Annotated in this window: 24 protein-coding genes; 8 read left to right on the top strand and 16 right to left on the bottom strand. The window is 35.9% G+C overall.

Going from position 1 to position 26,304, the window contains the following annotated elements:
* Window positions 1–85 precede the first annotated feature (85 nt).
* Complete coding sequence (locus tag AYC65_RS12035; RefSeq protein ID WP_034866031.1) at window positions 86–1,537, top strand: hypothetical protein; 1,452 nt, start codon at window positions 86–88, stop codon at window positions 1,535–1,537.
* 239 nt (window positions 1,538–1,776) lie between these two features.
* Window positions 1,777–2,247, top strand: coding sequence for a hypothetical protein (locus AYC65_RS12030; protein WP_034866033.1), 471 nt, complete (start codon window positions 1,777–1,779; stop codon window positions 2,245–2,247).
* Window positions 2,248–2,336: 89 nt separating this feature from the next.
* Here the strand turns inward: AYC65_RS12030 and asnB are convergent, their stop codons facing one another.
* From asnB to AYC65_RS12005, 5 genes are all read right to left on the bottom strand, one after another.
* Window positions 2,337–3,998: an asparagine synthase B gene (gene asnB, locus AYC65_RS12025; protein ID WP_034866034.1), complete on the bottom strand. Its 1,662-nt coding sequence runs from the start codon at window positions 3,996–3,998 to the stop codon at window positions 2,337–2,339.
* Window positions 3,999–4,284: 286 nt separating this feature from the next.
* Complete coding sequence (locus tag AYC65_RS12020; RefSeq protein ID WP_034866036.1) at window positions 4,285–5,952, bottom strand: PNGase F N-terminal domain-containing protein; 1,668 nt, start codon at window positions 5,950–5,952, stop codon at window positions 4,285–4,287.
* A 43-nt stretch (window positions 5,953–5,995) separates the two neighbouring features.
* Window positions 5,996–6,604, bottom strand: coding sequence for a hypothetical protein (locus tag AYC65_RS12015; RefSeq protein WP_034866038.1), 609 nt, complete (start codon window positions 6,602–6,604; stop codon window positions 5,996–5,998).
* A gap of 51 nt (window positions 6,605–6,655) precedes the next feature.
* Window positions 6,656–7,246: a Crp/Fnr family transcriptional regulator gene (locus AYC65_RS12010; protein ID WP_052114585.1), complete on the bottom strand. Its 591-nt coding sequence runs from the start codon at window positions 7,244–7,246 to the stop codon at window positions 6,656–6,658.
* Window positions 7,247–8,452 carry an RsmB/NOP family class I SAM-dependent RNA methyltransferase gene (locus AYC65_RS12005; RefSeq protein WP_034866040.1) on the bottom strand — a complete coding sequence of 402 codons (1,206 nt, stop codon included), beginning with the start codon at window positions 8,450–8,452 and terminating at the stop codon, window positions 7,247–7,249.
* A 136-nt stretch (window positions 8,453–8,588) separates the two neighbouring features.
* On the opposite strand from AYC65_RS12005, the gene AYC65_RS12000 reads away from it, so the two are divergent.
* Window positions 8,589–8,927, top strand: coding sequence for a zinc ribbon domain-containing protein YjdM (locus tag AYC65_RS12000; RefSeq protein WP_034866042.1), 339 nt, complete (start codon window positions 8,589–8,591; stop codon window positions 8,925–8,927).
* Between the two features lie 547 nt (window positions 8,928–9,474).
* Here AYC65_RS12000 and AYC65_RS11995 read toward each other — a convergent pair.
* Window positions 9,475–10,413 (bottom strand): sulfate/molybdate ABC transporter ATP-binding protein, encoded by a 939-nt coding sequence (locus AYC65_RS11995; RefSeq protein WP_034866044.1) that lies wholly within the window; start codon window positions 10,411–10,413, stop codon window positions 9,475–9,477.
* Between the two features lie 83 nt (window positions 10,414–10,496).
* On the opposite strand from AYC65_RS11995, the gene AYC65_RS11990 reads away from it, so the two are divergent.
* Both AYC65_RS11990 and pheS read left to right on the top strand, forming a co-directional pair.
* A complete protein-coding gene (locus AYC65_RS11990; RefSeq protein ID WP_034866045.1) occupies window positions 10,497–11,156 on the top strand; it encodes a YceI family protein in 660 nt (219 codons plus the stop codon).
* A gap of 108 nt (window positions 11,157–11,264) precedes the next feature.
* The gene (gene pheS / locus AYC65_RS11985; protein ID WP_034866047.1) at window positions 11,265–12,275 is read left to right on the top strand and encodes a phenylalanine--tRNA ligase subunit alpha; all 1,011 of its coding nucleotides are present in this window, start codon (window positions 11,265–11,267) and stop codon (window positions 12,273–12,275) included.
* An 81-nt stretch (window positions 12,276–12,356) separates the two neighbouring features.
* Here the strand turns inward: pheS and AYC65_RS11980 are convergent, their stop codons facing one another.
* Window positions 12,357–13,121: a DUF3108 domain-containing protein gene (locus AYC65_RS11980; protein WP_034866049.1), complete on the bottom strand. Its 765-nt coding sequence runs from the start codon at window positions 13,119–13,121 to the stop codon at window positions 12,357–12,359.
* 184 nt (window positions 13,122–13,305) lie between these two features.
* On the opposite strand from AYC65_RS11980, the gene AYC65_RS11975 reads away from it, so the two are divergent.
* Window positions 13,306–14,358: an NAD(P)/FAD-dependent oxidoreductase gene (locus tag AYC65_RS11975; RefSeq protein ID WP_034866050.1), complete on the top strand. Its 1,053-nt coding sequence runs from the start codon at window positions 13,306–13,308 to the stop codon at window positions 14,356–14,358.
* 145 nt (window positions 14,359–14,503) lie between these two features.
* Here the strand turns inward: AYC65_RS11975 and AYC65_RS11970 are convergent, their stop codons facing one another.
* Together AYC65_RS11970 and AYC65_RS11965 are read right to left on the bottom strand one after the other, a co-directional pair.
* Window positions 14,504–17,176, bottom strand: coding sequence for a TonB-dependent receptor domain-containing protein (locus AYC65_RS11970; RefSeq protein ID WP_034866052.1), 2,673 nt, complete (start codon window positions 17,174–17,176; stop codon window positions 14,504–14,506).
* Window positions 17,177–17,239: 63 nt separating this feature from the next.
* Entirely contained in the window at window positions 17,240–17,614 is a 375-nt protein-coding gene (locus tag AYC65_RS11965) for a hypothetical protein (protein ID WP_034866053.1), read from the bottom strand.
* 136 nt (window positions 17,615–17,750) lie between these two features.
* Between AYC65_RS11965 and AYC65_RS11960 the strand changes: the two genes are divergently transcribed.
* The gene (locus tag AYC65_RS11960) at window positions 17,751–18,083 is read left to right on the top strand and encodes a 2Fe-2S iron-sulfur cluster-binding family protein (RefSeq protein WP_009092021.1); all 333 of its coding nucleotides are present in this window, start codon (window positions 17,751–17,753) and stop codon (window positions 18,081–18,083) included.
* Window positions 18,084–18,145: 62 nt separating this feature from the next.
* On the opposite strand, the gene AYC65_RS11955 is transcribed toward AYC65_RS11960, so the two are convergent.
* The 3 genes from AYC65_RS11955 to AYC65_RS11945 all read right to left on the bottom strand — a co-directional run bounded on the left by AYC65_RS11955 (window position 18,146) and on the right by AYC65_RS11945 (window position 21,312).
* On the bottom strand, window positions 18,146–19,585 hold the full coding sequence (locus AYC65_RS11955; RefSeq protein ID WP_034866054.1) for an aminoacyl-histidine dipeptidase: 1,440 nt from the start codon (window positions 19,583–19,585) through the stop codon (window positions 18,146–18,148).
* Window position 19,586: 1 nt separating this feature from the next.
* Window positions 19,587–20,642 (bottom strand): NAD(P)H-dependent flavin oxidoreductase, encoded by a 1,056-nt coding sequence (locus AYC65_RS11950; RefSeq protein WP_034866055.1) that lies wholly within the window; start codon window positions 20,640–20,642, stop codon window positions 19,587–19,589.
* Between the two features lie 70 nt (window positions 20,643–20,712).
* Window positions 20,713–21,312, bottom strand: a complete 600-nt coding sequence (locus AYC65_RS11945) for an LURP-one-related family protein (protein WP_034866057.1) — start codon at window positions 21,310–21,312, stop codon at window positions 20,713–20,715.
* Window positions 21,313–21,410: 98 nt separating this feature from the next.
* On the opposite strand from AYC65_RS11945, the gene recR reads away from it, so the two are divergent.
* Window positions 21,411–22,016 carry a recombination mediator RecR gene (gene recR, locus AYC65_RS11940; RefSeq protein ID WP_034866059.1) on the top strand — a complete coding sequence of 202 codons (606 nt, stop codon included), beginning with the start codon at window positions 21,411–21,413 and terminating at the stop codon, window positions 22,014–22,016.
* A gap of 500 nt (window positions 22,017–22,516) precedes the next feature.
* Here the strand turns inward: recR and secG are convergent, their stop codons facing one another.
* The 4 genes from secG to lolA1 form a co-directional block, all read right to left on the bottom strand.
* Window positions 22,517–22,885: a preprotein translocase subunit SecG gene (secG, locus tag AYC65_RS11935; RefSeq protein ID WP_009092010.1), complete on the bottom strand. Its 369-nt coding sequence runs from the start codon at window positions 22,883–22,885 to the stop codon at window positions 22,517–22,519.
* 148 nt (window positions 22,886–23,033) lie between these two features.
* Complete coding sequence (gene glsA / locus AYC65_RS11930; RefSeq protein ID WP_034866062.1) at window positions 23,034–24,062, bottom strand: glutaminase A; 1,029 nt, start codon at window positions 24,060–24,062, stop codon at window positions 23,034–23,036.
* Between the two features lie 78 nt (window positions 24,063–24,140).
* On the bottom strand, window positions 24,141–25,598 hold the full coding sequence (locus AYC65_RS11925) for an LptF/LptG family permease (RefSeq protein WP_034866064.1): 1,458 nt from the start codon (window positions 25,596–25,598) through the stop codon (window positions 24,141–24,143).
* Between the two features lie 63 nt (window positions 25,599–25,661).
* The gene (gene lolA1 / locus AYC65_RS11920; RefSeq protein WP_034866066.1) at window positions 25,662–26,303 is read right to left on the bottom strand and encodes an outer membrane lipoprotein periplasmic chaperone LolA1; all 642 of its coding nucleotides are present in this window, start codon (window positions 26,301–26,303) and stop codon (window positions 25,662–25,664) included.
* Window position 26,304: the final 1 nt, after the last annotated feature.

Below are 26,304 nucleotides of genomic sequence, written 5' to 3'. Positions count from 1 at the left end.
ATATCTATAATTATATGTATCTTGAAAGGTAAATAAATGGTTTTTAGGAATAATGTTTGCAATGGTGTAAATGTTAAAATAGAACATGGGATCTGATAAGGGAAAGTTTTTAAAATATGGGTGTTTAAGCTTTTTTTTGTTGTGTTTTGTATTGGGGTGTAATAAGCAATCAAAACAATTTTCAGAAGAAAGTTTTAATAAAACTCTGCTTAAAAAAAACGAAAAACTGCGTATTTCGGGGGATTATAAAAGTCTTGTAAAGCTTAATCAGGATTACCTTGCCAAAGCAGAGAAAGAGCAATATAAAGAGGGAGAAGCTTTATGCTACATCAATATAGCCAATATGTATTCTACAATTGGCAACTACAAAAATGGATTTCAGTACATCCGCAAAGCAGACGATATTATTGCAGATAATAAACATGCTCCGCTTAGTGCTAAATTGTACCAGGAATATGGTCAGCTAAATAAAGTTATCGGGCTTCATGATAATGCTCTGATATATAATGCTAAGGCATTATATTTTTTGAAAAAATCTTCTGTTGAAGATCAGAAAAGTTATTTTTTGGGCAGGGTATATGCAAACAGAGCAGATTTTATGTACGTTAAAGAACGGCCAGACTCTTCTCTGATTTATTTCCATCGGGCACTAAATATAGACAGGAGCCCATTATATCTGGCACTTATTGCCAAACATCACTTACAGTATACGGGACGTAAAGATTCAGCGGATACTTATCTAAAAGAGGCGCTGATAAAGCTAAATGGAACTCCGGAAAAAACTTCGGAACGAGGAATGGTTTATCAGACTTCTGGGCAATATTATGATGCAATAAATAATTCCAAAGAAGCTTTAAGCTACTATGAAAAAGCCTTGTCAATGTATACAGCTACTAACAGAATTTATCAAATTCCTTTTATCTACCAGTCTATAGCAAAGGTTTATGAAAAACTTGGTGAAACTGAAAAAGAGCATGATTTTATTATTAAGTATACAAAAGCCAATGATAGTCTTAATTTAAAGCAGAATGAAATACTTAATCAGTCGATAGAGAAAATGCTTGCAGATAAAGATAAGGAATTAAAGACTGATAAAAACAGAACATTCTTTTATGTTTTCGGATTAGTAGCACTAAGTTTTATTGTTTCAATGTATATCTATAAACGAAACAGAAAATTATTACTGAAAAAATATGCGGATAAAGATGAGCAAGGAGAACCAAAGAATATAATGGCAGATGGGAATGTCTTTGAAGAGCTGGTTGTTTTGGCAAAGCAAAATGATTCTACTTTCCTTACCAGATTTCGGGAAGTATACCCCAAATTTATAGACAATCTGCTTAAAATAGATCCAGGCCTTGTAAGCTCTGAGCTTGCCTTTTGTGCGATGATTAAACTAAACTTTTCATCCAAGGAAATTGCAAACTATACATTTATTCAGCATAAATCGGTACAGCAGAAAAAACACAGACTCAGAAAAAAACTGAATGTACCAACAGATCAGGATCTGTATGTGTTCTTTCAGGATTTGGATTGATGTTTTCAAATTATTGAAAACCATTGTACTGACAGGGATGAGGTATGTGTGTAGTACTAGTTTTTTTGACATTTATTACTAATTATCATAATATTTGCATTCTTGAAAACACATTTGACGAAAAGATAGCTGTCACATAAAATCTAAAAATAAACATTTTATCAAATTGTAATTTAGGATAAAGACGGCTATTTTTGCAAACGATAAAAACACAAATAATATATTTTAAACAAACAATAATGAAAAAAACAGCATCCATTTTATTGGTAGCAGCGCTTACAGTAATGTCTTGTCAGAGTACGAAAAAAGCATCTGATAAAGAAATGACAAAAGAAACAGGAATGAATATGAAAGTTCCTTTCGCGTTAGCTAAAAACTATTTTATCAAAAACACACTGGAAGATAAGCCAACTTTTGTAGAAAAGATTACAAATGAAGAAGGGTTTGAGAAGTTTTTTGGTGCAGCAGCGACCATGAATAATATGCCTACAAAAATCGATTTTTCCAAGCAATATGTTATTGCTGTGATTAATCCTTCTACAGATATGCTGACAAATCTGAATATGCCAACACTATCTAAAAGTGGAGATGTAATAACACTGGCTTATGAAGAAAAAGTGGAAGGAAAGCAAAGTTATTCGATGAGACCTTGCCTTATCCTTGTGGTAGATAACCAATATCAGGGAGAGATTAAAACGGTTAAGAAATAAACCTTCAAACAGAAAACAACATCATAGATCAAAGTAAAGCGCAACCTTACAGGGTTGCGCTTTGGTGTTGATTGAAATATCTGTGATTGTTAGTAACTTACTTCATGTACTTTTACAGCACGTCCGCTAGGGTCATTCATTTTTTTGAAGGCCTCATCCCATTCCAAAGCTACAGGTGTAGAGCAGGCAACAGAAGGGACAGAAGGTACCGTTTGTGAAGCGCTGTCGCTAGGGAATAATTCTGTAAATATGCTTCTGTAACGGTATTCTTCCTTGCTCATAGGAGTGTTGATAGGGAAACGGTATTTAGCATTTACCATCATTTCATCGCTTACTTCATCCTCTGCAATTTGTTTCAGAGTATCAATCCAGCTATAGCCTACACCATCACTAAACTGCTCTTTTTGTCTCCAGGCGATGCTTTCCGGTAAGATATCTTCAAAAGCCTTTCTCAGAACCCATTTTTCCATTCTTTCAGGTGTTATCATTTTGTCCTGAGGGTTGATTGTCATGGCAATATCCATAAATTCTTTATCTAGGAATGGTACACGGCCTTCAATACCCCATGCCATCAGAGACTTGTTTGCACGAAGACAATCGTAAAGGTGAAGTTTGCCTAGCTTTCTTACGTTTTCTTCATGAAATGCCTGAGCACTTGGTGCCTTGTGGAAATAAAGATAACCTCCGAATAATTCATCGGAACCTTCGCCGGATAGTACCATTTTGATTCCCATGGATTTTATGACTCTTGCCAGAAGATACATCGGAGTAGAAGCTCTGATAGTTGTCACATCATAAGTTTCCAGGTGATAAATAACATCACGGATTGCATCCAGTCCTTCCTGAATAGTGTATTTTACTTCGTGGTGAACAGAGCCTATATGGTCTGCAGCTTTCCTCGCTGCTGCAAGATCCGGAGATCCTTCTAATCCAACTGCAAAACTGTGTAAGCGCGGGTACCATGCTTCCTGCGTATCACCACTTTCAATTCTTTTGGAAGCAAACTTTGCTGTTACTGCTGCAATAATAGTAGAATCCAGTCCGCCGGATAAAAGAACACCATACGGAACATCACTCATCAGCTGACGGTGTACAGCATCTTCTAGTCCCTTTCTAAGGGCTGCGATATCAGTAGGATTATCTTTTACTGTATCGAAGCTTTCCCAATCTCTTGAGTACCATTGCTGATATTCTTCACCATCTCCACTATACAACAAGTGTCCTGGTTTAAATTCTTCAATTTTATTGCAAACACCTTCCAAAGCTTTAAGTTCCGAAGCTACATAAAAATTTCCGTGTGCATCCCAACCGCGGTATAAAGGGATAATTCCCATATGGTCGCGGCTAATAAGGTAAGTGCCTTTTTCTATGTCATATAATGCAAAAGCAAAGATGCCATTCAGTTTTTCTAAGAAATCTTTTCCGTATTTCTGATAAAGTGCTAAAATTACTTCACAATCAGATTGTGTCAGGAATTCATACTCAGGAAATTCTTTTCTTAGTTCCAGGTGGTTATAGATTTCGCCATTTACTGCTAAAACAAGATTTCCGTCTTTAGAGAAAAGAGGTTGTTTCCCTGAAGTAGGATCTACAATTGCCAGTCTTTCATGAGAGAAAATTACTTTTTCGTCCTGAAAAATACCTGACCAGTCTGGCCCACGGTGTCTGATTTTTTTAGACATTTCCAGTACCTGAGGTCTTAATGTTTCTGTTTTTTGTTTTGCATCAAATAAGCATACTATCCCGCACATTTTCTTATGTTTTTAAATTTTAATTCATTTTATTAATGCAAATATGCAATTCGATTATTTTTTAAACAAATAAAAATATTTGATTAAGAAAAATATGCATAAATTAATTTTATAGTAGGATTTTTTTAAGAATCATAAAAAAGAATCCCATCCTAACCGAAAAAAATTAAGATGGGAAATTTGTATTGTCAATAAGTGGATGGTCAATTAAGTCAATAGGTGAATAAGTGAATGGGTGAATTGACAAAAGATCGTATATTCACTTATTGACCCATTGACCTATTTGTTATTCCTGTCCTAGGAGAACGCCTGAGATATTCCAAAAGCTTTGACTGCTTCCTTCCGGAGCTCCCTGTGGAATTTTAACCTGTATCGTATGTTTACCTGCTTTCAGGTTTCCTAAGTTGATATAAACCGGATTGGTTATAGTCCCGGGACACCAGTTGGAACGGCTGAGATCCGAAGAAGAAAGGCCGTCCTCGAAGTTACCCGATGCCGGATTGAATAATCTGTAGGATCCACAATCTGTTCTCCATGGTGTAAAAGCATGTGCCAGTTTCCCGTCCAGATAAATAGAATTTTCTTTTGGTACAAATTCATCACCTTCTCCCCAGCCACCGTGGCCGGTTGTAATATAACGTAACTGTGCATTTTTAAGATCTTTTGCCAAAATAAACTCAACTTCAACTCCTTTGTCAGAGCTAAACATAGTAGGATAGTCCTGACCAGCCATTTCCATTACATTGGTAGTATTGAAAACAGGCAGCACAAAGTTATTATTCACAATTTTCTGCTGATCCGGATGTATGCTTAATTCTAAACTTATCTGATGTCCGCCTTTATCGTAGTTCCCGATAAATGCTCCTACTAAGACTTCTTTTCCACTTAGTTGCGGACGAAGTTCGGTGATGTCCTGACGGTATGGTGTATTGTCGTGCCAATTTTTTCCTTTCAGCTGAATCTTTTCATTGAAATGTCCAATTCCGAAAGGTGTAAAAAAGCGCATCAATTCAATAAACGGAAGATAATCCGAAGTTAAAGCAACGCCTTGGTAGGATTTACCATTTCCGTTCTGGTATACCGGAAGTGATTTTACACCCTGTGTTAAACCTGTATAATAAGATATAGCTCTTTCCTGCGGAATTATAAATACATCTCCGGTTCGGTCGTATGCATCGCCATTAGATTTTTGTTTTAGTTCTACAAAAATTGTATTGCCTTGTTTAATTTCCGGGATTTTTACTTTCTTCAGGATAATTGTTCCGTTACCAAAGCGCTGAATAATCTGATCAGATTTAGAAGCATCACTAAAGTTAATTGTTTCATTTTCGAAAACAGGGATAGTGATAAATCTACTCTTCCAAATCATGTCTTTGTAAGTAAGCGCATCTTTTTCAGCAATATTCTTCCCATTGAATAAAACCTGATCGTCCAGTGATTTTATTTTTTTTACTGAAGTTGCTTCAACAACAGAGCTGCCATTTCTTACTGTCTTTAGTACCAGACCTAAATCCTGTCCCAATATACTTGGACCTCCTTTTACTTTAAGATCATTGGTATACCATACTTCTATGGTATTAGAATTTACACTTGTTACAGCTTTCTTTACATTATAGCCCAGTATTTTTCCGGTTTCGGAAGTCGGTTTGAACTCCTGTTTAGCAAGAATTGTATTATCGCTTGTTTTTACAACTTCATTGTTATTAAGAAAAGCAAACTGGCTAACTTCATTGTTTTTTCTGTTAATTTCATTAACCTCAAAAGGAAAATTAGCTTTTTTATTTTTTATTTTCTCATTGAATAATAGTGTTTTATCACTATTGGTAATGCTGATGATATGATTCTGATTAGGATTTATCTTCCCTTCGAATGAATTCTGATAAGTAATTTCATAAGTCTGGGCGAAAATCATCTGGGCACCTGTAATAAGGCTGCACAGTAAAATTTTTTGCATAAGATTAGTTTTCAACAAAGGTAAAGAAAATGCCCGAAGATGACTATTTACCAATCAGGATATAATAGGTCTTAGGAATATTAACACCATGAAAATGATTAGTGAGGCCATAAAATATGAAAATAGTAATGACAACTCCAGTGAGTAGAATTGTATTGGCCTGTACTAAAGGTTGTATGCCCAATATGTCATATTTCATCTTTTTAAGATGTACTGCTGCAAGATGAGCAAAGAGAGAGAGAATAGCTAAGCCATAATACGGAACAAAAAATAAACTAAATGGGAAGTTATTAATTCCGGCTACTCCAAAATAAAAATTAGTATCCAGATGTAGTATAAATCTTCCTGTGAGTACTGCACTGACATGAATAATAAGAAATAAAGCCATGTAAATACCACTCCATACATGTATCTTTTCATAAAATGATCCGGCCTTATTTTTCTTAAGGATAAGTCTGATCCCTGAAATGATTTGGAAAATAACTGCAGTTAGTAATAAAACTTCAATCACAGGATTTCTGTAAATATTGCGGAGTATATCCATAATTTCAATATGGAGAGATATACTGAAAATACCACAAAAATGATTAAATAGATGGCCGCTGATGAAGATCAATAGCGTTAGTCCCGAAAAATAGTGAAGATCTTTCATTTATTTTTTCTCAAAAATCGGGAGTAATATCTACAGATTATTTGATTTATATCAAATGATATTCTTAGGATTTCTTATTCTGCTTAAGGTTTCAAGTGTAATCCCCAGATAGGATGCAATATAGGATAGTGGAATGCGGCGGAGAATCCCGGGTTGGGTGTTTATAAGGTTTTCATATTTATGTCGTGCATCTTCAAATTGCAGCGCACTAATGCGCTGCTGAAGTTTTATAAGAGTGTTGGTAATAACCTTTTTTTCAAGTCTTTCAAAAGCCCTGTATTTATCAGATAAATAATTTGCTGTGGCTCTGCTGATCTCCAGAAGGACAGCGGGTTCTACAGAACTTATGGAAAATGTACTTGGGATATTCTGAAAAAAGCTATTGACAGAACAGATGAATTCGCCATTAAAGGCGAACCATTCTGTAACTTCTTTGCCGTTTTCTTTTATATAAAAAGCCCTAGCGCTGCCGGCAGCAACATAATAAGTTTTATCTGAATATTGGCCGGTTTTTATAATTTCTTCTTCTTTGTCGAGTATAAGAATTTTGCATTTGGTAATCAATTCCTGAATACAATCCTCTGGTAATGCCACATAATGGCACGTTATTTCATCAACAATTGAAGAAATATCGTGAGCCACTTAGGCCTTTCTTTGAATTAATGCCATATAGAAACCATCGTAACCATGACTAGGCATAATTTTTTCTTCACCGATTAGTTCGTATTCCGGATTCTTTTCAATAAAGTTCTTAGTCTGTAATGTGTTTTCAGAAGGAAGAATAGAACAAGTAGCGTATACCATTTGCCCGCCTTTCTTTATAATTTTAGAATAATCCTGAAGGATATTTTCCTGTTCCTTTTTTATTCTGTCTATAAAATCCTGATCAATTTTCCATTTACTATCCGGATTTCTTTTTAGTACTCCTAAACCAGAACAAGGAGCATCTATCAATAATCTGTCTGCAGAGTTATGAAGTCTTTTGATCACTTTATTGTCATCAATAATTCTTGTTTCAATATTATGAGCACCAGCTCTTTTAGCTCTACGCTTAAGTTCAGCCAGTTTCCATTCGAATATATCAAGTGCAATAATCTGTCCTTTGTTTTTCATTAAAGCAGCAATGTGTAATGTTTTACCACCTGCACCTGCGCAGGCATCAACAACACGCATACCTTCTTTTACATCAAGGAATTTTCCGATTAACTGTGAAGAAGCATCCTGTACTTCAAACATTCCCTTTTTGAAGGCCTCAGTAAGGAAAACATTTTTCTTTTCTTCCAGTTCCACAGCATCTTCATAACCACGAACGGCGTGAGATTCTATTTCACTTTTCTGTAATTCTTCGATTAATTTTTCTTTTGTTGTCTTCAGAGTATTTACGCGAAGTACAGTTGGAGCAGGGTCATTTAATGCATCCATTTCTTTTTCCCAGTTGGCGCCTAATTCTTTCTCAAGAGTTTCAGCAAGCCATTCCGGAATTGAATATTGTACAGCTTTTGTAGGTACCGTTCCTTTCTTTAGTTTGTTAAGGATGTCGGCAATTTTAATACCTTCAAATTCTTCAAACTTTTTGTAATGAGTTTTTGTCCACAAAAGATATGCAAGAATCATTCTGTAAATGTTACCTGGTTTTGCACCTTCGCCCATATAATATTCAAGGCGTTTTTTCCAACGGATAATATTATAGAAAATCTCAGAAACAACAGCTCTGTCCTGGCTTCCCCATTTTCTGTGTGCTTTGAGAAGTCTCTCAATAACCTTGTCGGCATATTTATTTTTTTCGAAAAAGGTTTCCTGTAGTGCATCGTGGATGCCAATAAGTAGGTTTCTGTGAATAAGTTCCATAATTAGATCTGCAGTTTTGCACTGCAAAAATACGTTTAAATTAGAGTAAACGCAAAAATGCCGAAATTAAGCCCTGAGAAAGGAAAGATTTGACTTGGGTTTCAGAAATCTTATCTTTGCAAAAAATATAATTATTATGAGCGATACGATACTTTGTCCGAAATGTAATTCGGAATTTACCTATCCGCAGGATAATCTTATGGTGTGTTCCCAGTGTTTTCACGAGTGGGATCCGGCGGATGTTTCAGCAGACAGTGATGATAAAGTTTTTGATTCCAACGGGAATGAATTGCAGGATGGAGACTCTGTAGTCGTAGTAAAAGATTTGCCTGTAAAAGGAGCGCCAAAGCCAGTAAAAGCCGGAACTAAGGTTAAAAATATCAGATTGAGACCAGGAAGCGATCATAACATCGATTGTAAAATTGATGGATTTGGATCAATGGCCTTGAAATCCGAATTTGTAAAAAAAGGTTAATCAATAACTCTTATTTAAGTTTAGGGTTTGTTTAATTTTTTAACACTTTAGGAATAGATTATTCATTATAAAAAAGTTCACATGAGGGCACATGAGGATTTAAAAATCTTTGATTTTTAATCTTAAGTGAGCTTCTTTATATATGCTAAAGCGATAATCTAAGGTGCCTTAAGTGTTTTTATTTTAAATTTAAACAGTCATTTATAGATAAAGACTTTATCCATCAGGATAAAGTCTTTTTTATTATAATTTCTAAGAGGTATACCACAAAATAAAGTTCTCCACTTATTATTGAGTGTAGGACCTAAAATCGTAATTAAATATAATGTGAAATTGAGAAAAAGTAATAGGCAAAAAATAAAAAAGGAAAAATTTGGCAGGGCAACTTTCAAAAAACTTTCATTGCGAACGCTAATTTCAGTTTTACAAGGCAGAAAGAGAATAACCAAAAATTTCCTTGAATATCTTCTTGGGCAAAGATAAAAAAAATGTTTACAAACCAAAAACATTGGGTGTAAATATTTAATATTTAAGTTTTTAAAGCTTGTTAAAGAAAACTTATTTTTAATTTCCCCGCTTTCTTTTGGGCAGTATATACAATAAATGTATAGCCTTTAACATTGACAAGGTTTCTGTAAAAACCTCCCGAAAAACCAGATTCTATAACTTCTGCATCTGTTCCTTCATTTTCGGTAAACTTTAACTGATGTGGAAAATAAAACCAATTTGGCAGACCAAGCTCCTTTTGTTGTTCGGGTGTTAAAAGATTTACTTCGCCCAATAATCTCGCCACATAAGGATTATATGGTGATTGAAAAAGAGCCTCCGGAGAATCTTTCTGAATAAGGCGCCCTTCCTGTAAAACAACCACTTCATCTATCCATGGCAGGATTTCTGTGATATCGTGTGTGCTGATAATCAGACTGATATTTTGTTCACGGACATAAGCAAACAGCTTATCCCGTAGTTGTGTTTTCCTGGAAAAATCGAGATTACTGAAAGGTTCATCCAGAAGTAATAATTTAGGCAACTGAGATAAAGCCTGGGCAATAGCAACACGCTGTTTCTGCCCGCCGCTTAAGTTTTTAGGATATTCATCCATATAATCTTCCAGCCCTACAATTTCCAGAAGCTGATAAACTTTGTCCTTCTTTGCCTTAAGATCTATATTCGAAAGAAATTTCCCCACATTATCGTAGACTGTAGAGTAGGGCATCAGATCATAGTGCTGAGCCACTAGCTTCATGTCTTTTTCACCTGGAATTATATTTGCTTTCGGACCATATATTTCTCTATTGTCAAAACATATTTTCCCTTTATACCAATCGCTTAAACCATATATAATGTTTAGCAATGTTGTCTTTCCACATCCGCTTTCACCTATCAGTGCCATAATCTTTCCCTGCTCTAAGCCGAGATGAAGATTGTTGAAGATAAGTTTGTCCTGACTATAACCAAAGTCTATTCCTTGTATACTGAGTAACATCTTGCAAAAATAACCTTTTGTAGGTTTATTAGTATTTTTTTATTAAATTTACGAAACTAATTGTTAAAATAAATTACAAAATAATGAAAAAAAGATTTTTATGGGTGTCTGCATTGGCTCTTATGGGAACTTTTCTGGTAATTTCCTGCGGGAAAGATAAACCAGTAACAAGTGAGTCCGGCGCAGTAACTACAACTAAAGATGGAGCCGTTTTCGCAGTTGATACACTGAACAGTAAAATCGAATGGACAGGTTATAAGATTTTTAAATCAGATAATACTTCTCATTTCGGGACTATTAAGTTTGAAAGTGGCGAAGTTACCGTAAAAGACGGTAAACTGGAATCCGGTAATTTTGTAGCATCCATGAATACCTTAACTTCTGAAGATTTAAAAGATGATAAAGAAAATCAGGCAAAGCTTGATGGCCACCTTAAGAGTGGTGATTTCTTTGAAGTAGAGAAATTCCCTACAGCATCTTTTGAAATTACTAAAGTTACCCCGAATGAAACCGGAGATTATAATACATTGATCGACGGAAACCTTACATTAAAAGGAGTATCTAAGCCAATAAGCTTTAATACCAATGTAGTGGTGAAAGATGGTGTGGCAACTATTAAATCTGAGAAAAAAGACATCAACAGACGCGACTTTGGTGTTAACTTTACTTCTCCTGCCAGCAATGGTGTTATTAAAGATGAAGTAAGTCTGCAGATTAATGTAAAAGCATTAGAAAAGAGATAGTTTTAAGTAATATGTGATGGAGAAAATCTGCTTTTGGAAACAAGAGTGGATTTTCTTTTTTATAAAAGTCCGATAAAAACCTTAAATTTGTGCTGCAATTTTTATAAGATGCTAGAGAAAATAGAAGAATTACTGGGTCAGGTACAACAATTTCATACCAAAAATAAAGAAGAAATCGAGAAGTTCCGTATTGCCTTTATTGGTAAAAAAGGAAGTGTAACAGAGCTTTTTGAGAAGTTTAAAGATGTTCCGAATGAACAAAAAAAAGAATTCGGGCAGAAAATTAATACCCTGAAGCAGGCTGTAAATGCTAAAATTGAAGATCTGAAAGCAGGTATTTCTGAAGAAACGACTACTGAGAAAATAGACCTTACAAAACCTGGATTTCCTGAAGAGTTAGGAAGCAGACATCCTATTAATCTGGTTAAGAACAGAATTATTGAAATCTTTAAGTCTATTGGTTTTGCTGTAGCAGACGGACCAGAGATTGAAGACGACTGGCATAATTTCACCGCATTGAACTTACCGGAATACCACCCGGCAAGAGATATGCAGGATACTTTCTTTATTGAGAAGGATCCGGATATTCTTTTAAGAACGCATACTTCTTCTGTACAGATTAGATATATGGAAAACAACGAACCTCCGATGAGAATTTTGTCACCGGGAAGAGTTTTCCGTAACGAGGCTATTTCATCCCGTTCACACTGTATATTCCATCAGATAGAAGGTTTGTATATAGATAAGAATGTATCATTTGCAGATCTTAAACAAACAATTCAGTACTTTACTACAGAACTATTTGGTAAATCTCAGATCAGAATGCGTCCTTCATACTTTCCATTTACTGAGCCAAGTGCTGAAGTAGATGTATATTGGGGACTAAACTCTGAAACCGATTACAGAATTACTAAAGGTACAGGCTGGTTAGAGATTATGGGTTGCGGAATGGTAGATCCTGCGGTTCTGAAAAATGTAAACATTAATCCTGATGAATACAGTGGTTTTGCTTTTGGTATGGGAATCGAGCGTATCGTAATGTTGCTTTACCAAATGTCTGATATCCGTATGTTCTTTGAAAATGACGTACGTATGTTGGAGCAATTCAAACATTTGTAAGATTCAGATTATTCTGATATAAAATAATAAATGGCCGGATATTTCCGGCCATTTTATTTTGTTAGTAATAATGTCAATTATTTATTTAGCAAAACGTAGTGGATACTTTACATTAGAATACTCTATAAGATCAGCTTTTAGAGATCCTACTGCCAGTTCAGCTTTCATTTGGATAGGAATATGATTAGCATCATTAGTTACCCACATAGTCACCCCTTCTTTAGCCTTGAAAACACGTCCGCTCATTACTGAAGGAATAATTTTAAGACAGTTGATTTTTCCAAACTTTGTGCTCATCATTTCAGTACCTACAACTTTTAGCATAAAAGGATAGATTTCATCATCGATCCATACATTCAGCTTAACAGAGCTGCCAACTTTTAGCTGGTCAGTACTCAGTGTACGCAGATAGTAAAACGACGATAGCATGTCCTGTATATCACTATTAACATTAAAGTTACGGGTCTCATTTTTTATTTTGTCGTGTAAACTTACAGTATGGTTACTATGGTTGAATGTAGACGCCAGATTTTTACGGTAGCTTCCCTCGCTTACGTTTCGTACATAGAAACTTGGCTGGTTGGTTCTCAGATTAATATAACTTTCATAGATATCATCGACTTTAAAAAAAGCCCGTACTGCTCCGGAGCTTCGACCTTCACCTCTTACGTAGAGATGAGGTGCCCCGTTATATGTAGTTTTCTTGGTGGAGAGTGTTGCAAAACCTGCATTTAGAAAACCGTAATGAATACGATATTTTAATATTTCCCCTGAATTGACGCTGTCGAACTGAGCATTTATAAATACGATACTAAATACAAATATTGCTGTAAAAAAATTCCTCATACACAATTTTATAACTATATGTTTTCAAAAACTTTGCCAAAGCCTAAAGTACAAATTTCATCGGTATTTACGATGAAAAAATTATTAATGTTTTATGAATTCAATGACGAACATCATGAAAACCAATCAGGCTATTTGCAATGGTATTCCTATCTTTGTTTTTTCTAAATAATAACTGAGCGATATGATTGAAACTGATATCATTATTATAGGAGCAGGTCCTACTGGACTATTTGCCGTTTTCGAGGCAGGATTACTTAAGCTAAGATGCCATATTATAGATGCTTTGCCACAACCTGGAGGTCAGCTGGCTGAATTATACCCTAAGAAACCAATCTTCGATATCCCGGGATTTCCTTCGGTAGATGCAGGTGTATTGGTTCATAATCTTATGGAACAGATTAAGCAGTTTGAACCAGGCTTCTCACTAAGTGAAACAGCTGTATCTTATGAAAAGACAGAAGACGGACTTTTTATTGTTGAGACCAGCAGAGGAACTAAAATAAAAGGTAAAGCTATTGCTATCGCCGGGGGGTTAGGAAGTTTTGAACCAAGAAAACCACAACTTGATAATATCGAAGCTTTTGAAGAAAAAGGAGTGGAGTACTTCGTAAGAAATCCTGAAATGTACAGAGATAAAAAAATTGTTATCGCTGGTGGAGGAGATTCTGCGCTGGACTGGTCCATTTTCTTGGCAGAAGTAGCTTCAGATGTAACATTAATTCACAGAAGAAATGAATTCCGTGGTGCACTGGACTCTGTTGAAAAAGTACAAAAGCTAAAACAGGAGGGTAAAATTAATCTGATCACTCCTGCTGAAGTAGTAGGATTGGAAGGAAACGGAACTCTTTCTGCAATCGAGATTGAAAAAGACGGAGAGCGTGTTTCTATTGAAACTGATTATCTGATTCCTTTATTTGGATTAACTCCTAAATTAGGACCTATTGCAAACTGGGGACTAGAGATAGAGAAAAATTCAATTAAAGTAAACAATGCACTGGATTACCAAACGAATGTTGAGGGCATCTATGCGATTGGGGATATCAATACTTATCCTGGTAAAATGAAGTTAATCCTTTGTGGTTTCCACGAAGCGACTTTAATGTGTCAGGGAATCTATAACCGTTTAAATCCTGGTAAAAAATTCGTACTGAAGTATACAACCGTGAGTGGAGTAGACGGATTTGACGGTACCAGAAAAGAAGCTGAAAAAGCAGTAGTGAAGTCAATTGACTAATTGATTTTTACATATATAATTGAAGAAGCGCCCGGTAAACCGGGCGCTTTTGTTATGCAGGTTAAAAGTTATTAAAAAAAGAGAGCCTTCCGAACGGAAGACTCTCCTGGAAAAATAGCCTAAGACTATGTTAAGAGAAAAATAATTAAAACTTAAGGTCTAAACCTATATAGAAATTGGCTCCCATAATTGGTGCATAGACCATTCCGCCATCGAAGTAATTACCAAAAGGATTTTTAGCATCCAGAATAGCATTTTTCTGCTTGTAATTCGTCAGGTTTTCACCACCGGCATATATTCTTACCTTTTCATTCAGATTTTTCGAAATCTGGGCATTTAAAGTCGTATATGCATTGGAATAATCAGGAAGTCTGAACTCTTGTGGATTACTCTGTGTGAAAGGGATTCTTTGTTTTCCAATCCAGTTTAATGTAGCGTCGAAACTCCAGAAACCGCCTTTGTCATTTTTATTAGTTGCATAAGCGGCGTTGAAGAAACCTCTGTGTTTTGCCATAAAAGGAGCCTTTCTTCTGCCTGAAAGATAGTCGGTCTCTACATTGTAATATTTGTAAGCCAACCTCAGATCCAGGTTTTTAGCAGGAGTAAGATCCCATTGTACTTGTACACTATTGGCAAAAGATTTTCCTTCCAGATTATAAAACAGAATCTTGTTGGTATACTGATCTAAATCTGTAATGACCTGATTCTGAAAATCTGTTCTGAAAACGTCTGCTATGATTGTGGATTTTTTATTGAAAATTTTGAATTCCTGCTGCAGGCTCAATCCGTAATTCCATGCAATCTCAGGTTTTAGTCCATAGATATTTCCGTTGTTGGATAAAATCTCGATACTTCTGTTGGAAGCAAAATATTGCTGGCTTTCCGCAAAAATATTGGCAGTTCTGAATCCTCTACCAGCAGATAACCTTAAAATAGTTTTGGGAGTGATGTCATATTTGAAGTTAAGCCTTGGTGTGAACTGGGTACCTGCAAGATTATGAAAATCCACACGTGCACCGGCTACCAAAACATATTTGGCCCCTGTTAAGGTGTATTCTGCAAAAAAGCCCGGAACAGTCTCCTGTCTTTTATAATTAGCTGTCAGATAATCTTCATTGTAATCATCTAATAAAAAGCTTGCTCCAACTTTGTACTTGTGGTTGGTATTTCCAATAATACTTTCAAAAATTAAATTGGAATAAAAGGTAGACTGTTTTCCAAAGTAATTACGCAATCCGAAGAAACTATCCTGCTGATGATAAGTAAACTGATTCATCCAGCCTAAACTTTGATATGGTTTTCCTTTGAAAACATACCCTGTTTTATTCCATGCCTGAAAGCGGGAAATATCAATGCCGACACCATATAAATTTTGTTGACTCTGATTAAGTCTTTTGTTATAACCGATCTGGCCGGCAGTTCTTTCATCTTTTACAAAGTTAATCCCGAAATGAGAGCCGAATCCACTATTATTAAGATCATTATAATTAAGTAGGTAAGCTGCATTTAGCTGTGTTCCCTTTGGACGATCTAGAAAACCATCATTGTTCATATCGGTATCCCCGAAAGTTCCGTTACCGTGTAATAATATACTTTGATTCCATTTTTCAGCAACCTGAGAAGTATGGGTAATATTGGCTTCAGCACGTCCGTTAAAATCAGAGAACAGATTAAGTTCTGTTGTTGGTTTTTCATTTTCAGATTTCAGAAGTTCCGTGTTAATCTGTCCTGTAATACTTTCATATCCATTAACTACAGTGCTTCCTCCTTTTGTTAGCTGAATCCCGCCAATCCAGCGTCCCGGAATAAAGTTAAGTCCATATGCGGAAGCCAGTCCTCGTATTTCCGGAAGTTGTTCCTTTGTAAGGCTGGTATATTTCTGGTCCAATCCCAGCATTTTAAGCTGTTTTGTTCCGGTTACAGCGTTGCTGAACGAAACATCTACCGTTGCATTGGTTTCAAAACTTTCAGAAAGATTGCAGCATGCTGCTTTTAATAATTCTTTTGGATTAATGTTGAAAGTCAATCCAACCTCCTTCTTGTTTAGAGCAGTTGCCTCGGCAGCTTTAGTTATCGTAACCCCACCAATTTGTTTTTCTTTTCCTTTATCACTTTGCTGGTGGTCTTCTTCTTCATTTTTTACTTCGGTATTTATTTTATCCGAATGTACTTTTGTATTTGCTTCTCCAAATGCAGTGGTACGATCGAAATGGCAGCATGCAGGCAGTTTTGAGTATGTTTTATCATCTGCTTTAAACTTTTCATTATCATGCCCGGCATCTGCAACTTTCTGCAGAACTTTTTCAGCAGTGGTTTTTGCCGGATCCAGTTCAAGATAAAGTTTTTGCTCATCCGCCTTCCATTCAGCACTTAATGCACCTGCATCTTTGGAAGCTTTTTCTATACGGGCTTTGCACATGTCACAGTTTCCTTTCACATAGAATGAAACTTTGTTTACAGTGTGTTCCGGATTTGGTTTAGCATCCCTGCTATAATGACAGCATGCAGGTAATTTGTTATAAATAGCGTCTTTAGCTGTATATTTTTCATTATCATGTCCTGCATCCGCTACTTGCTGAAGGATTACATCGGTATTCGTATTGTCTGGATTATATTCAACAGTTAATATCTGTGTTTCCGGGCTCCATTGCGCAGTTTTTACACCTTTAGTCTTTGCTGCTTTTTCTATTCTGGCTTTACACATTTCACAGGCTCCTTTTACAACATAAGTTTCTTTTTTTAGAGAGCTCTGGGCATTGATGTTCATAAACAGAAATAGATTCAGGAGCAACAGTCCTGATCTTAAAATTGATTTCATTCTGTAAATTAATTTAGTTCTAATCGATTATGTGCAGCTTTTTCACTGCTTTTGATAGTAAAACTAAACGAGTTTAGGAGGTTGCCAGATATTGAATGTCCTGTTAGGAATAACAGGGAATGAATAGGAGAAAATAGAGGTGTCTTTGATAACAGAATTATGCAAAGGAGCCTCTATTGGTTCTAAAATAATATTATTGACATATCCGGAGCATGTCTGACAGCTTTTGCAGCTATCTTTACAAGACTTATTTGCGTGTCCGGAATTCTGATCACAACAGTTTTCGTTATGCTCATCTTCATGTTGACAACAGCTTTCTGAAGATTTTTCAGCAGTATGGCAATCCATTTTCTGAGGTGCCGTTGCAGAGAACTGTTCCGGATACATAAATGCCCCCAGAAACATCAGAAATATGAGTAAATAGCTTTTTGTTGCCATAATCAGTGGCAAAGATAAAACAAAATCTAATAAGAAATACTTTATAGATGCTTCTTTGTAGCTGATTTAAATTACCTTTTTGATAGACAAGTATGCTTTTTTCTTTCGTAAATTTGTGGATAATATTTAAATTATTATGTCAGACGTTAAAGTAACCATTATAGATAGAGAAGGTGTTGAACATGAAATTATGGCACCTACAGATATGTCTATGAATCTTATGGAAACCATAAGAGCTTATGAGCTTGTAGAGGAAGGAACTTTCGGAATATGTGGTGGAATGCTGATGTGTGCTTCGTGCCAATGTTATAAATTAAGTGACACAGAGGTGCCTGAAATGGGGGATGAGGAAGAGTCGTTGTTATATAGTGATGGTGTTAATGTAAAAGAAAATAGTCGCCTAAGCTGCCAGATCCCAATTACTATGGATATAGAGGGACTAAAAGTAGAAATAGCTCCGGAGCCATAATCAATTTGTAGATTATGTTCTAAAAATATAAAACCCGCTTTTGGCGGGTTTTATATTTTATATTATTTCGTCGGAATTTCTTTCAGAATATCCTGAAGGTAACCCCAGAACTTCTGTACAGATTTTATATTTACTTTTTCCTCCGGCGAGTGTGCACCAGTAATATGAGGGCCGAAAGACACCATTTCCATTTCAGGATAGTTAGCACCAATAATACCACATTCTAATCCTGCATGACATGCAACAACACGTGGCTGTTCCCCGAATTTCTGAGTATAAATTCTTTCAAGAACCGATACAATTTCAGAATTAGGGTCAGGCTGCCATCCCGGATATGATCCTGTGAATGCTACGTCCAGACCTGCTAATTCAAATGATGCACGCAGCTGATCTGCTACTGCCATTTTAGTTGAATCTACAGAAGAACGGGAAAGATTCAGTACCCGTAGTTTTCCTTCCTTCAATTCTACTTTTGCTATATTGTTAGAAGACTCTACAAGACCTTCTACCTCAGGGCTCATTCTGTAAACTCCGTTATGAGCAGCTTTTAGTCCTTTAATGAAAGATTCTGAATCTGCTGTGCTGATTCCTGATCCGTTTGTCTGAGCTTTGCTGATTGTAATCGTAAGATCTTTTTCTACTGATTTAAATTCATTAAGAATATCAGCCTTCAAAGCTTCTGCAATTTTTAAATATGCATCTGCATTTGCTACACTAAAGTTAGCTCTTGCTTCACGTGGAATAGCGTTTCTTAGTCCACCTGCATTGATATCGGATAATTGGATGCTTTGACCGATACCTGCAAATAAGAATCTCCCTAATAGAACATTCGCATTTCCTCTGCCTTTATCAATATCCATTCCGGAGTGTCCACCCGTAAGACCTTTAATCTCAATAGCGATTCCTTCTCCCTGTATAGCTACAGTATTGTATTCTTTAGATGCCGTTACATCGATACCTCCGGCACAACCTATATCGATTTCATCATCTTCTTCTGTATCCAGATTAAGAAGAACATCACCATGTAAAACTCCTGGCTTCAGACCGAAAGCTCCGGTCATTCCTGTTTCCTCATCGATAGTAAACAAAGCTTCTATAGCAGGATGTGCAATATCTGAAGATTCCAGAATACTCATAATAGTAGCAACACCAATACCGTTGTCAGCTCCTAATGTTGTTCCGTCTGCCTTTACCCAGTCTCCATCAACCAGCATGTTGATTCCCTGAGTGTCAAAGTCGAAATCAGTATCATTGTTTTTCTGACATACCATGTCAAGATGCGACTGTAATATTGTCGTTTTTCTGTTCTCCATTCCCGGAGTAGCAGGTTTACGGATGATAACATTTCCTGTTTCATCTTCCGAAGTTTCCAGACCTAAAGATTCTCCAAAATTTTTGATGAAAGCAATAACTTTCTCTTCTTTTTTAGAGGGTCTTGGAATAGCATTAAGTGCTGCGAAGTTTTTCCAAATGGCTTTTGGTTCCAGATGTAATAAATCCATTTTATTGTTTGATTATTTTATAAATTGAAATTAACTCGTTCATGATATCAGCGGTAGGTAAGTGTTTAGCATATTTAGCATTTTGTCCCGCCCAGTAATTTGTGAATTGAGTGTCGTTATGTTTTTTTGCCAGACTTCTCATCGCCTGTGTAAGAACATTCTGAATAGGATATTCCGGTACTGTAAGCTGATTGAGTTCTGTTAGCTTCATGAAATCGTTGCAAATACCACGTGCCCATCTTCCGGTATAGCTTCTTGTTAAGATGGTAGATGTATCTGTAGATTTTTTAATTAAATCCCGGTAAACATCTGTAGCAGCACTTTCTTCTGCCGAAATAAAGTGGCTTCCGACTTGTACAGCATCTGCCCCCATATCGAATGCTGCAGCTATAGTTCTTTTATCATAAAGACCACCAGAAGCGATCACAGGAATATTCACTGCGTCTTTTATCTGTGTGACAAGAGTTATAAGTCCTATATATGGGATACACTTTTCGTTAAGGAAACTACCGCGGTGACCTCCGGCCTCAATTCCCTGTGCAACGATAGCGTCTACACCCGATTTTTCAAGTTCCACGGCTTCTTCAACACAAGTGGCAGTACCAATGGTATAGATATGATGAGCCTTTAACTTTTTCATACTTTCTTCATCCAGCATTCCAAAAGTAAAACTTACATATTTTATCTTTTCTTCAATAATCAGGTTAATTAAATCCTGATATGGGTGAAATTGATAATTAAACTCAAAATCCTGAGCCCAGTTTTTTTCTTTTAGGATACTCTGAATAAAATGAGCCATCTTTTCCGTTGCAACTTTATTACTATTGATATCCGGAGCTGTATTGGCAAAAAGATTTACAGCAAATTTATTTTTAGTGAGCTGCTTTGTCTCCTTAATCAGTTTGTGGGATGCCTCAGGAGAGAGTCCGCCTAACGGAAGAGAACCCAATCCGCCCATATCCGAAACATCAGCCACCATATTAGGTGTTACTACCCCCAGCATAGGAGCTAGAATGATAGGATACGACAGATTAGAAAGAAAAGTAGAACTCATCATACAGACAAATTTACAAAATAAAAAACCGTCAATATAGAATTGACGGTGTGTATTTTTTATCAAATTAAATTTAGCCTCTTGCTCTCTCCAGAAGAACCATCATCATGAATGAAAGAATAAGTCTGGATTCATCATTGTCAGGTACATCAGCAAACTTCTGCAGCATAAATTTTCTTCCAAAAAATGAAGGCATCTTCTTTAGCTGAAAAATTTTGTTGCCTTCTTTATCTGTTAAGGTATAGGAGGGGTTCAGTATATATCCTGTGAACATTCCTATAATAGGCAATTCACCAATCATATTATCCCATACTTTTACCCAGCCATTATCTTCACGAATGGTATAGTCTTCACTTCCGTGTTTGTCCATTCCGATGTAAGTAGATTTCCATATAGATTTCATTCCTCTACGTCCAATTTTACCAAGAGATTCTCCGGTTCTGGTTTCAGAAATTGAATAATTTGCATTGAAATCCAACCAACGGTCAGCTTTAATGCGGAAAAGTTCTTCAGCTTTGCTTTCGTTGTTGAAAACAACTACATCTTCTTTTAACTTGAACATTTTCTGACGCACATATGCAATTGTATTGTCATTTTTGTCTTTTGCAACAAAATCGTTTGCAAGAGTAGTAATTTTGAATTGTAAGAATAGCGGATATTCAGGATTTTTCATCAATAATATATTATAATTAAGGCCAGCAAAAATAGTGTAAACATAAATGGTCAACAAACTTTTTTACAGAAAGAAGGTAAAATGATACCTTTGCAAATATGAATTTTCCAAGTAAAGTTTTAGAAAAGGCCGTTGAAGAAATTTCAGGGCTTCCGGGAATAGGACGAAAATCGGCTACAAGATTGGCTTTGTACCTGTTAAAGCAGCCTCAGTCTCAGGGAATGGCATTGGGAAATGCTATTCAGGCGCTGGTAAATGATATTAAATATTGTAAGATCTGTCATAATTTTTCTGACCACGATATTTGTGAAATTTGTGCTAATAGTAACCGTAATGATAGCTTGCTGTGTGTAGTAGAAGATGTACGGGATGTAATGGCTATAGAAAATACGGGACAATATAACGGTAAATATCTTGTTCTGGGTGGAAAACTTTCTCCAATAGAAGGTATAGGCCCTAATCAGTTGAAAACTGAAAGTCTGATCAGTAAAGTGGAAGCTGGCGGTGTAAATGAGGTTATCTTTGCGCTTAGTGCAACTATGGAAGGAGATACAACAGCCTATTATCTATACAAAAAGCTAAAGCATTACCCTTTGAATTTTTCAGTTATTGCAAGAGGAATTGCAGTTGGGGATGAGCTGGAATATGCAGATGAGGTTTCTTTAGGAAGGTCTATTAAAAACCGATTACCGTACCAGGAATAAAAGATCCGGAATACAGAACTGTGTGACTTCTCAATTATTGCAGATCAGGTACAAACCTCAGAGGGGAGATATAGAAAGATAGTTCTGTTGGAGATAGTGTTCCTCTGGAATACTGGTTTTCTGAATATACTTGTTTTTGCACAGATCAGACTCCTCCGGAGCGTATTCCTGATTTCTCATACCAAAAAATATAGTGCATCATAATGAATAAGGAGCTCCGTTAGGAGCTTTATCTCTATAGATTATATTTACAAAAATTCGAAGCGTTCCGGAGGAACGTTATCTCTTAATAAAGGAAAAATCAAAAACTTCAAAATTATTATTGCAATGGAAAAGGCATTTTCCATCTTCATATTAGCTGAACCTTTTGCTTAATCCCCAGCTTTTGTTCCTGATCCATTACTGCATCAGAATATAGTTCTTATAAAAGAAAAACTGCTTAAAAAAACTCGTAAGAGCCCTAGTAAGCAGTTTCTTCTAAACTAAACTATTAAATCTATCTATTTTGCAGTCTGCGCAGGCGCAGAGGATTGCTGTGTTTGTGGAGCTTGTGCCGTAGGTTTCTGAACCGGGGCTTGTGGGTTGTTTGGAAGCTCTTTTTTTGTTGGTTGTGACTGAGGAATTACTGTTGATGGTTTTCCTGTAAGAATAACACTCAACATAATCAGAACAATGATAAAAATTCCTAATGACCATGTAGCCTTATCCATAAATTCATTGGTTCTCTGTACTCCGAAAGAAGCTGAAGATGTACCTCCAAATGTACCAGAAAGACCGCCTCCTTTTGGATTCTGGGCCATGATAACAATGATCAGAAGCACACATGCAATGATAATAAGAACCATGAAAAGGCTAAATATCGTACTCATTTATTTTAATTTTCAGTTGGCAAATATACAAAAATATTGATTCATTTGAATATAATTTTTGTATGAAAAATTTAAAAACACTATTAAATTTATACATTATAGACCAGAGAAAGTCTGGTCGTATATAAAATCACTAATCAGAACAATTTTATCTGAACAGACTCAGGTTATATTTTTTTACAAGATCAAGGATCATATGGTAGCCTGCTAAGGAATTTCCATGCTGATCCAGGGCAGGGCTGTAAACTCCGATTCCCATTTTTCCGGGAACACTTACTGTAATACCGCCACCAACTCCGGATTTACTTGGTAAACCTACTGTACGTGCATATTCTCCACTGAATTCATACATTCCGGCAATTAGCATCTGAGATTCTACCAGCTGAGCAATATCTGCATTTTTATAAGTAGTATCACCATCGTAACGCGTGCACTGGTGAGCGAAGAAATAACCTATCTTAGCCAGATCTTCGGCAGTAACCTCTATCGAGCATTGCTTGAAATAGTTATTCAGCTTATCTTCATTACCAGTTATCAGTCCACTGTTTTTCATTATATAAAACATTCCACGGTTGCGGTGTCCGGTTTCCCGTTCGGAATTATAAACTTTTTTGCTGTAGTTTATATTGCTGTTTTTGGTAATGTACTGTATCATTTCCAGTATTTTTTTGAAAGGTACTTCACCTTCTCCGCCTATTAGAGAAGTTGTTAGAATAGCACCGGCATTCATCATCGGATTTAATGGCTTTCCGCTTGTTTCCAGATTTGAAAAATGATTGAATGGTTTGTCGGTGCCAAAATAGCCCATTTTATCAAAGATATCTTGCTCTCCTTTTTCCCGGACAGCAATCATTAATGATATAATTTTTGAGATACTCTGAATGGTAAATTTTTTATCAGTATCACCTACATTTATAATTTTTCCATTTTCACTAATGACAGATATAGCAATAGATTTTGCATCTGCCTTACCGAGTTCCGGGATATAATCCGCAACTTTTCCCTGCTGGTAATAAGAACGGTTTTTTTCCAGAATATCTTTTAAGACCTGTTCTGTAACAGCAGAACCATCTGTTTTTTGTGAGGCTACAGCTTGAGCCTTAATAACTGTACTAAAAGATAATGTACTTGTAGTAAGCAAAATTCCAAAAACGAAAGTCGAAATATTTTTTTTCATACTGAATTATAAATATTGGGCTGTTTCTGAAATAATAAATCAGAAGTAGCTTTTTAAAGTATTGTTTCCAATTGTATTTTACTGATAGCGCTTATGCTCTTTTGGTTTGGAAAAACGGTCAATGATTGGCTTGAAAAAAGCTTTGTACTTTTCGGCATCGAACAGCTGAGAATCTGTTAGAGCTTTATAAGTCATCCATACACCGAACGGAAGTAAGATCATGTTGGGCAGCCATGTAGCCAGATATGGATTCATTTCTCCTTTCCATGCTATGTTTTCAGTCATTAGGTTGATAACATAGAATAAAATGAATATTACAATGGCTATAATTACAGGAAGACCCATTCCACCTTTTCTGATTATAGATCCAAGAGATGCACCGATCAGGAAGAAAATTACGCAGGTGAAGGAATAAGAAATAATACGCTGCTGGTACATTACGACCTTGGTGTAGTATTTAATAATATCTATAATCTGGTCGTTCTTCATTTGATAAGCGCTTTTAGCAGCTTGCAACTTATTGTGAGCATAGTACAGTGCCTCCATTTTCTTATCTCCCTTCAGAGAGTCAAGTTTAAAAGGTTGTTTAACCAGCTTTTTGTCCGTTTTAATCTTATCAATATAAGATACATAACCGTTTTGCTGGCTTACAATATCCTGAGAAATTGTATTGAAAGCATCTTTATCATCCTTTCTTTTCTTTTTTAATGTTTTGGCAATCTGATTATAAGTTTGGAACTGATAATCGTCTGTAATATTTTGCTCCTCCAGAGCTTTATTTAAAAGTAAAGAAACGTCGAAGTGTTGTACAAGTGAGTCAAACTTTATGGCCTGATTAGCCTGCTTTTCTCTTTCTTTAAAATCTTTATTAGCAATCTGATCCTGGAAAATATATCCGTTATACAGAATCAGTTTAAGATAATGTTTGTCTACAGCCTGAACGAATTTTCCGTTCTTGGCAACTACTGTTTGATTGTCTTCGTATGAGTTGGCTACTTTGTGGATAAATACACCTGTTACATTTTCTCCGTTTTCACCCTTTATTTCATCAAATTTTATCGTCATTCCCGGTACCGTATCGATAAACTGTCCAGGTGTAAAGTTTAGTGCCGGACGGGAGGAAGCAATATTATAAAGCATATTTTTTGCTTTACGCTGAAAGTCCGGAATAATATTGTTGGAGAAAAAGTAGAGGAGTACAGAAAGTAAAATAACCATAATGAGCAGAGGCCTCATTACACGGAGTAATGATATCCCCGCAGACTTCATGGCTGCCAGTTCATACCGTTCCCCAAAGTCTCCAAAAGTCATAATAGCTGCAAGCAGAATGGTAAGTGGAAGTACCATTTTTACAACGGTAACCCCCATGTAAAAAAGCAGTTTTGAAATTTCCCAGGCACTTAATCCTTTACCGGCCAACTGCCCCATCTGTGTCCAGATAATGTTTACAATGAAGATGAAACAAAGGACACTGAAGATAAATAGGAAAGGACCGAAAAAGGTCTTTATAATGTATTGGTCAAGCTTTTTTATCATATATTCTATATAAAAAGCCACATCTTTGTGTGACTTTTTTATGCTTTGCTTATTTTATTATAACTACAATTCTGTAATCAGATAATTTTTATAATTGGCTTTGTTAAAAGTGAAAACTGAAGGAGAAAGGTTCTGATTTTCTATATATTTTGAAATCTCAATTACCGCAACTTCATTATTCTCCGAAAACTGTTCTAATTTCACCAATTGTTTCTTAGCTGAATTGACGAACAAATTTACATATTTTATCCCATTATTTGAGACCGGAGTCATTTTTATATAATCAGTGTTGATTCCGCCAACGTTTTTCTTACCCATATACTGTACTGTATATCCGTTTTTGTAAGAGTCAATATAATTAAGAGGGGAGAACATCGTTTCGCTACCTGTAGGTTTTGCAATAGTAACTTCCTTATCATCACCACTAATACTGTATACTTTATTACCATCGAAGATTTGTTCTGTACCCATAATATTCAGCTTGTACTTACTCCCCGCTGAATAGAAAATACCAGTAACTGCTTTTCCGGCTGTACCACTTCCGTTACGGTAAACAAATTTGAAATAATTATTTTTTTTCGATTTGTAATTCGTAGAAACGCCGTCTAAAATAGTTTTTGCATTAGCATCTATTTTTTGTCCAAAACCCATAGTAAAGGCCACAGCAAAAATTCCTACAGATAATTTCTTTATAAGGTTTTTCATC

This window comes from Elizabethkingia bruuniana, assembly GCF_002024805.1.
GTDB lineage: Bacteria > Bacteroidota > Bacteroidia > Flavobacteriales > Weeksellaceae > Elizabethkingia > Elizabethkingia bruuniana.
Note: the sequence above shows the minus strand (reverse complement) of the source record. Positions and strands in the feature narration are given on the sequence as shown.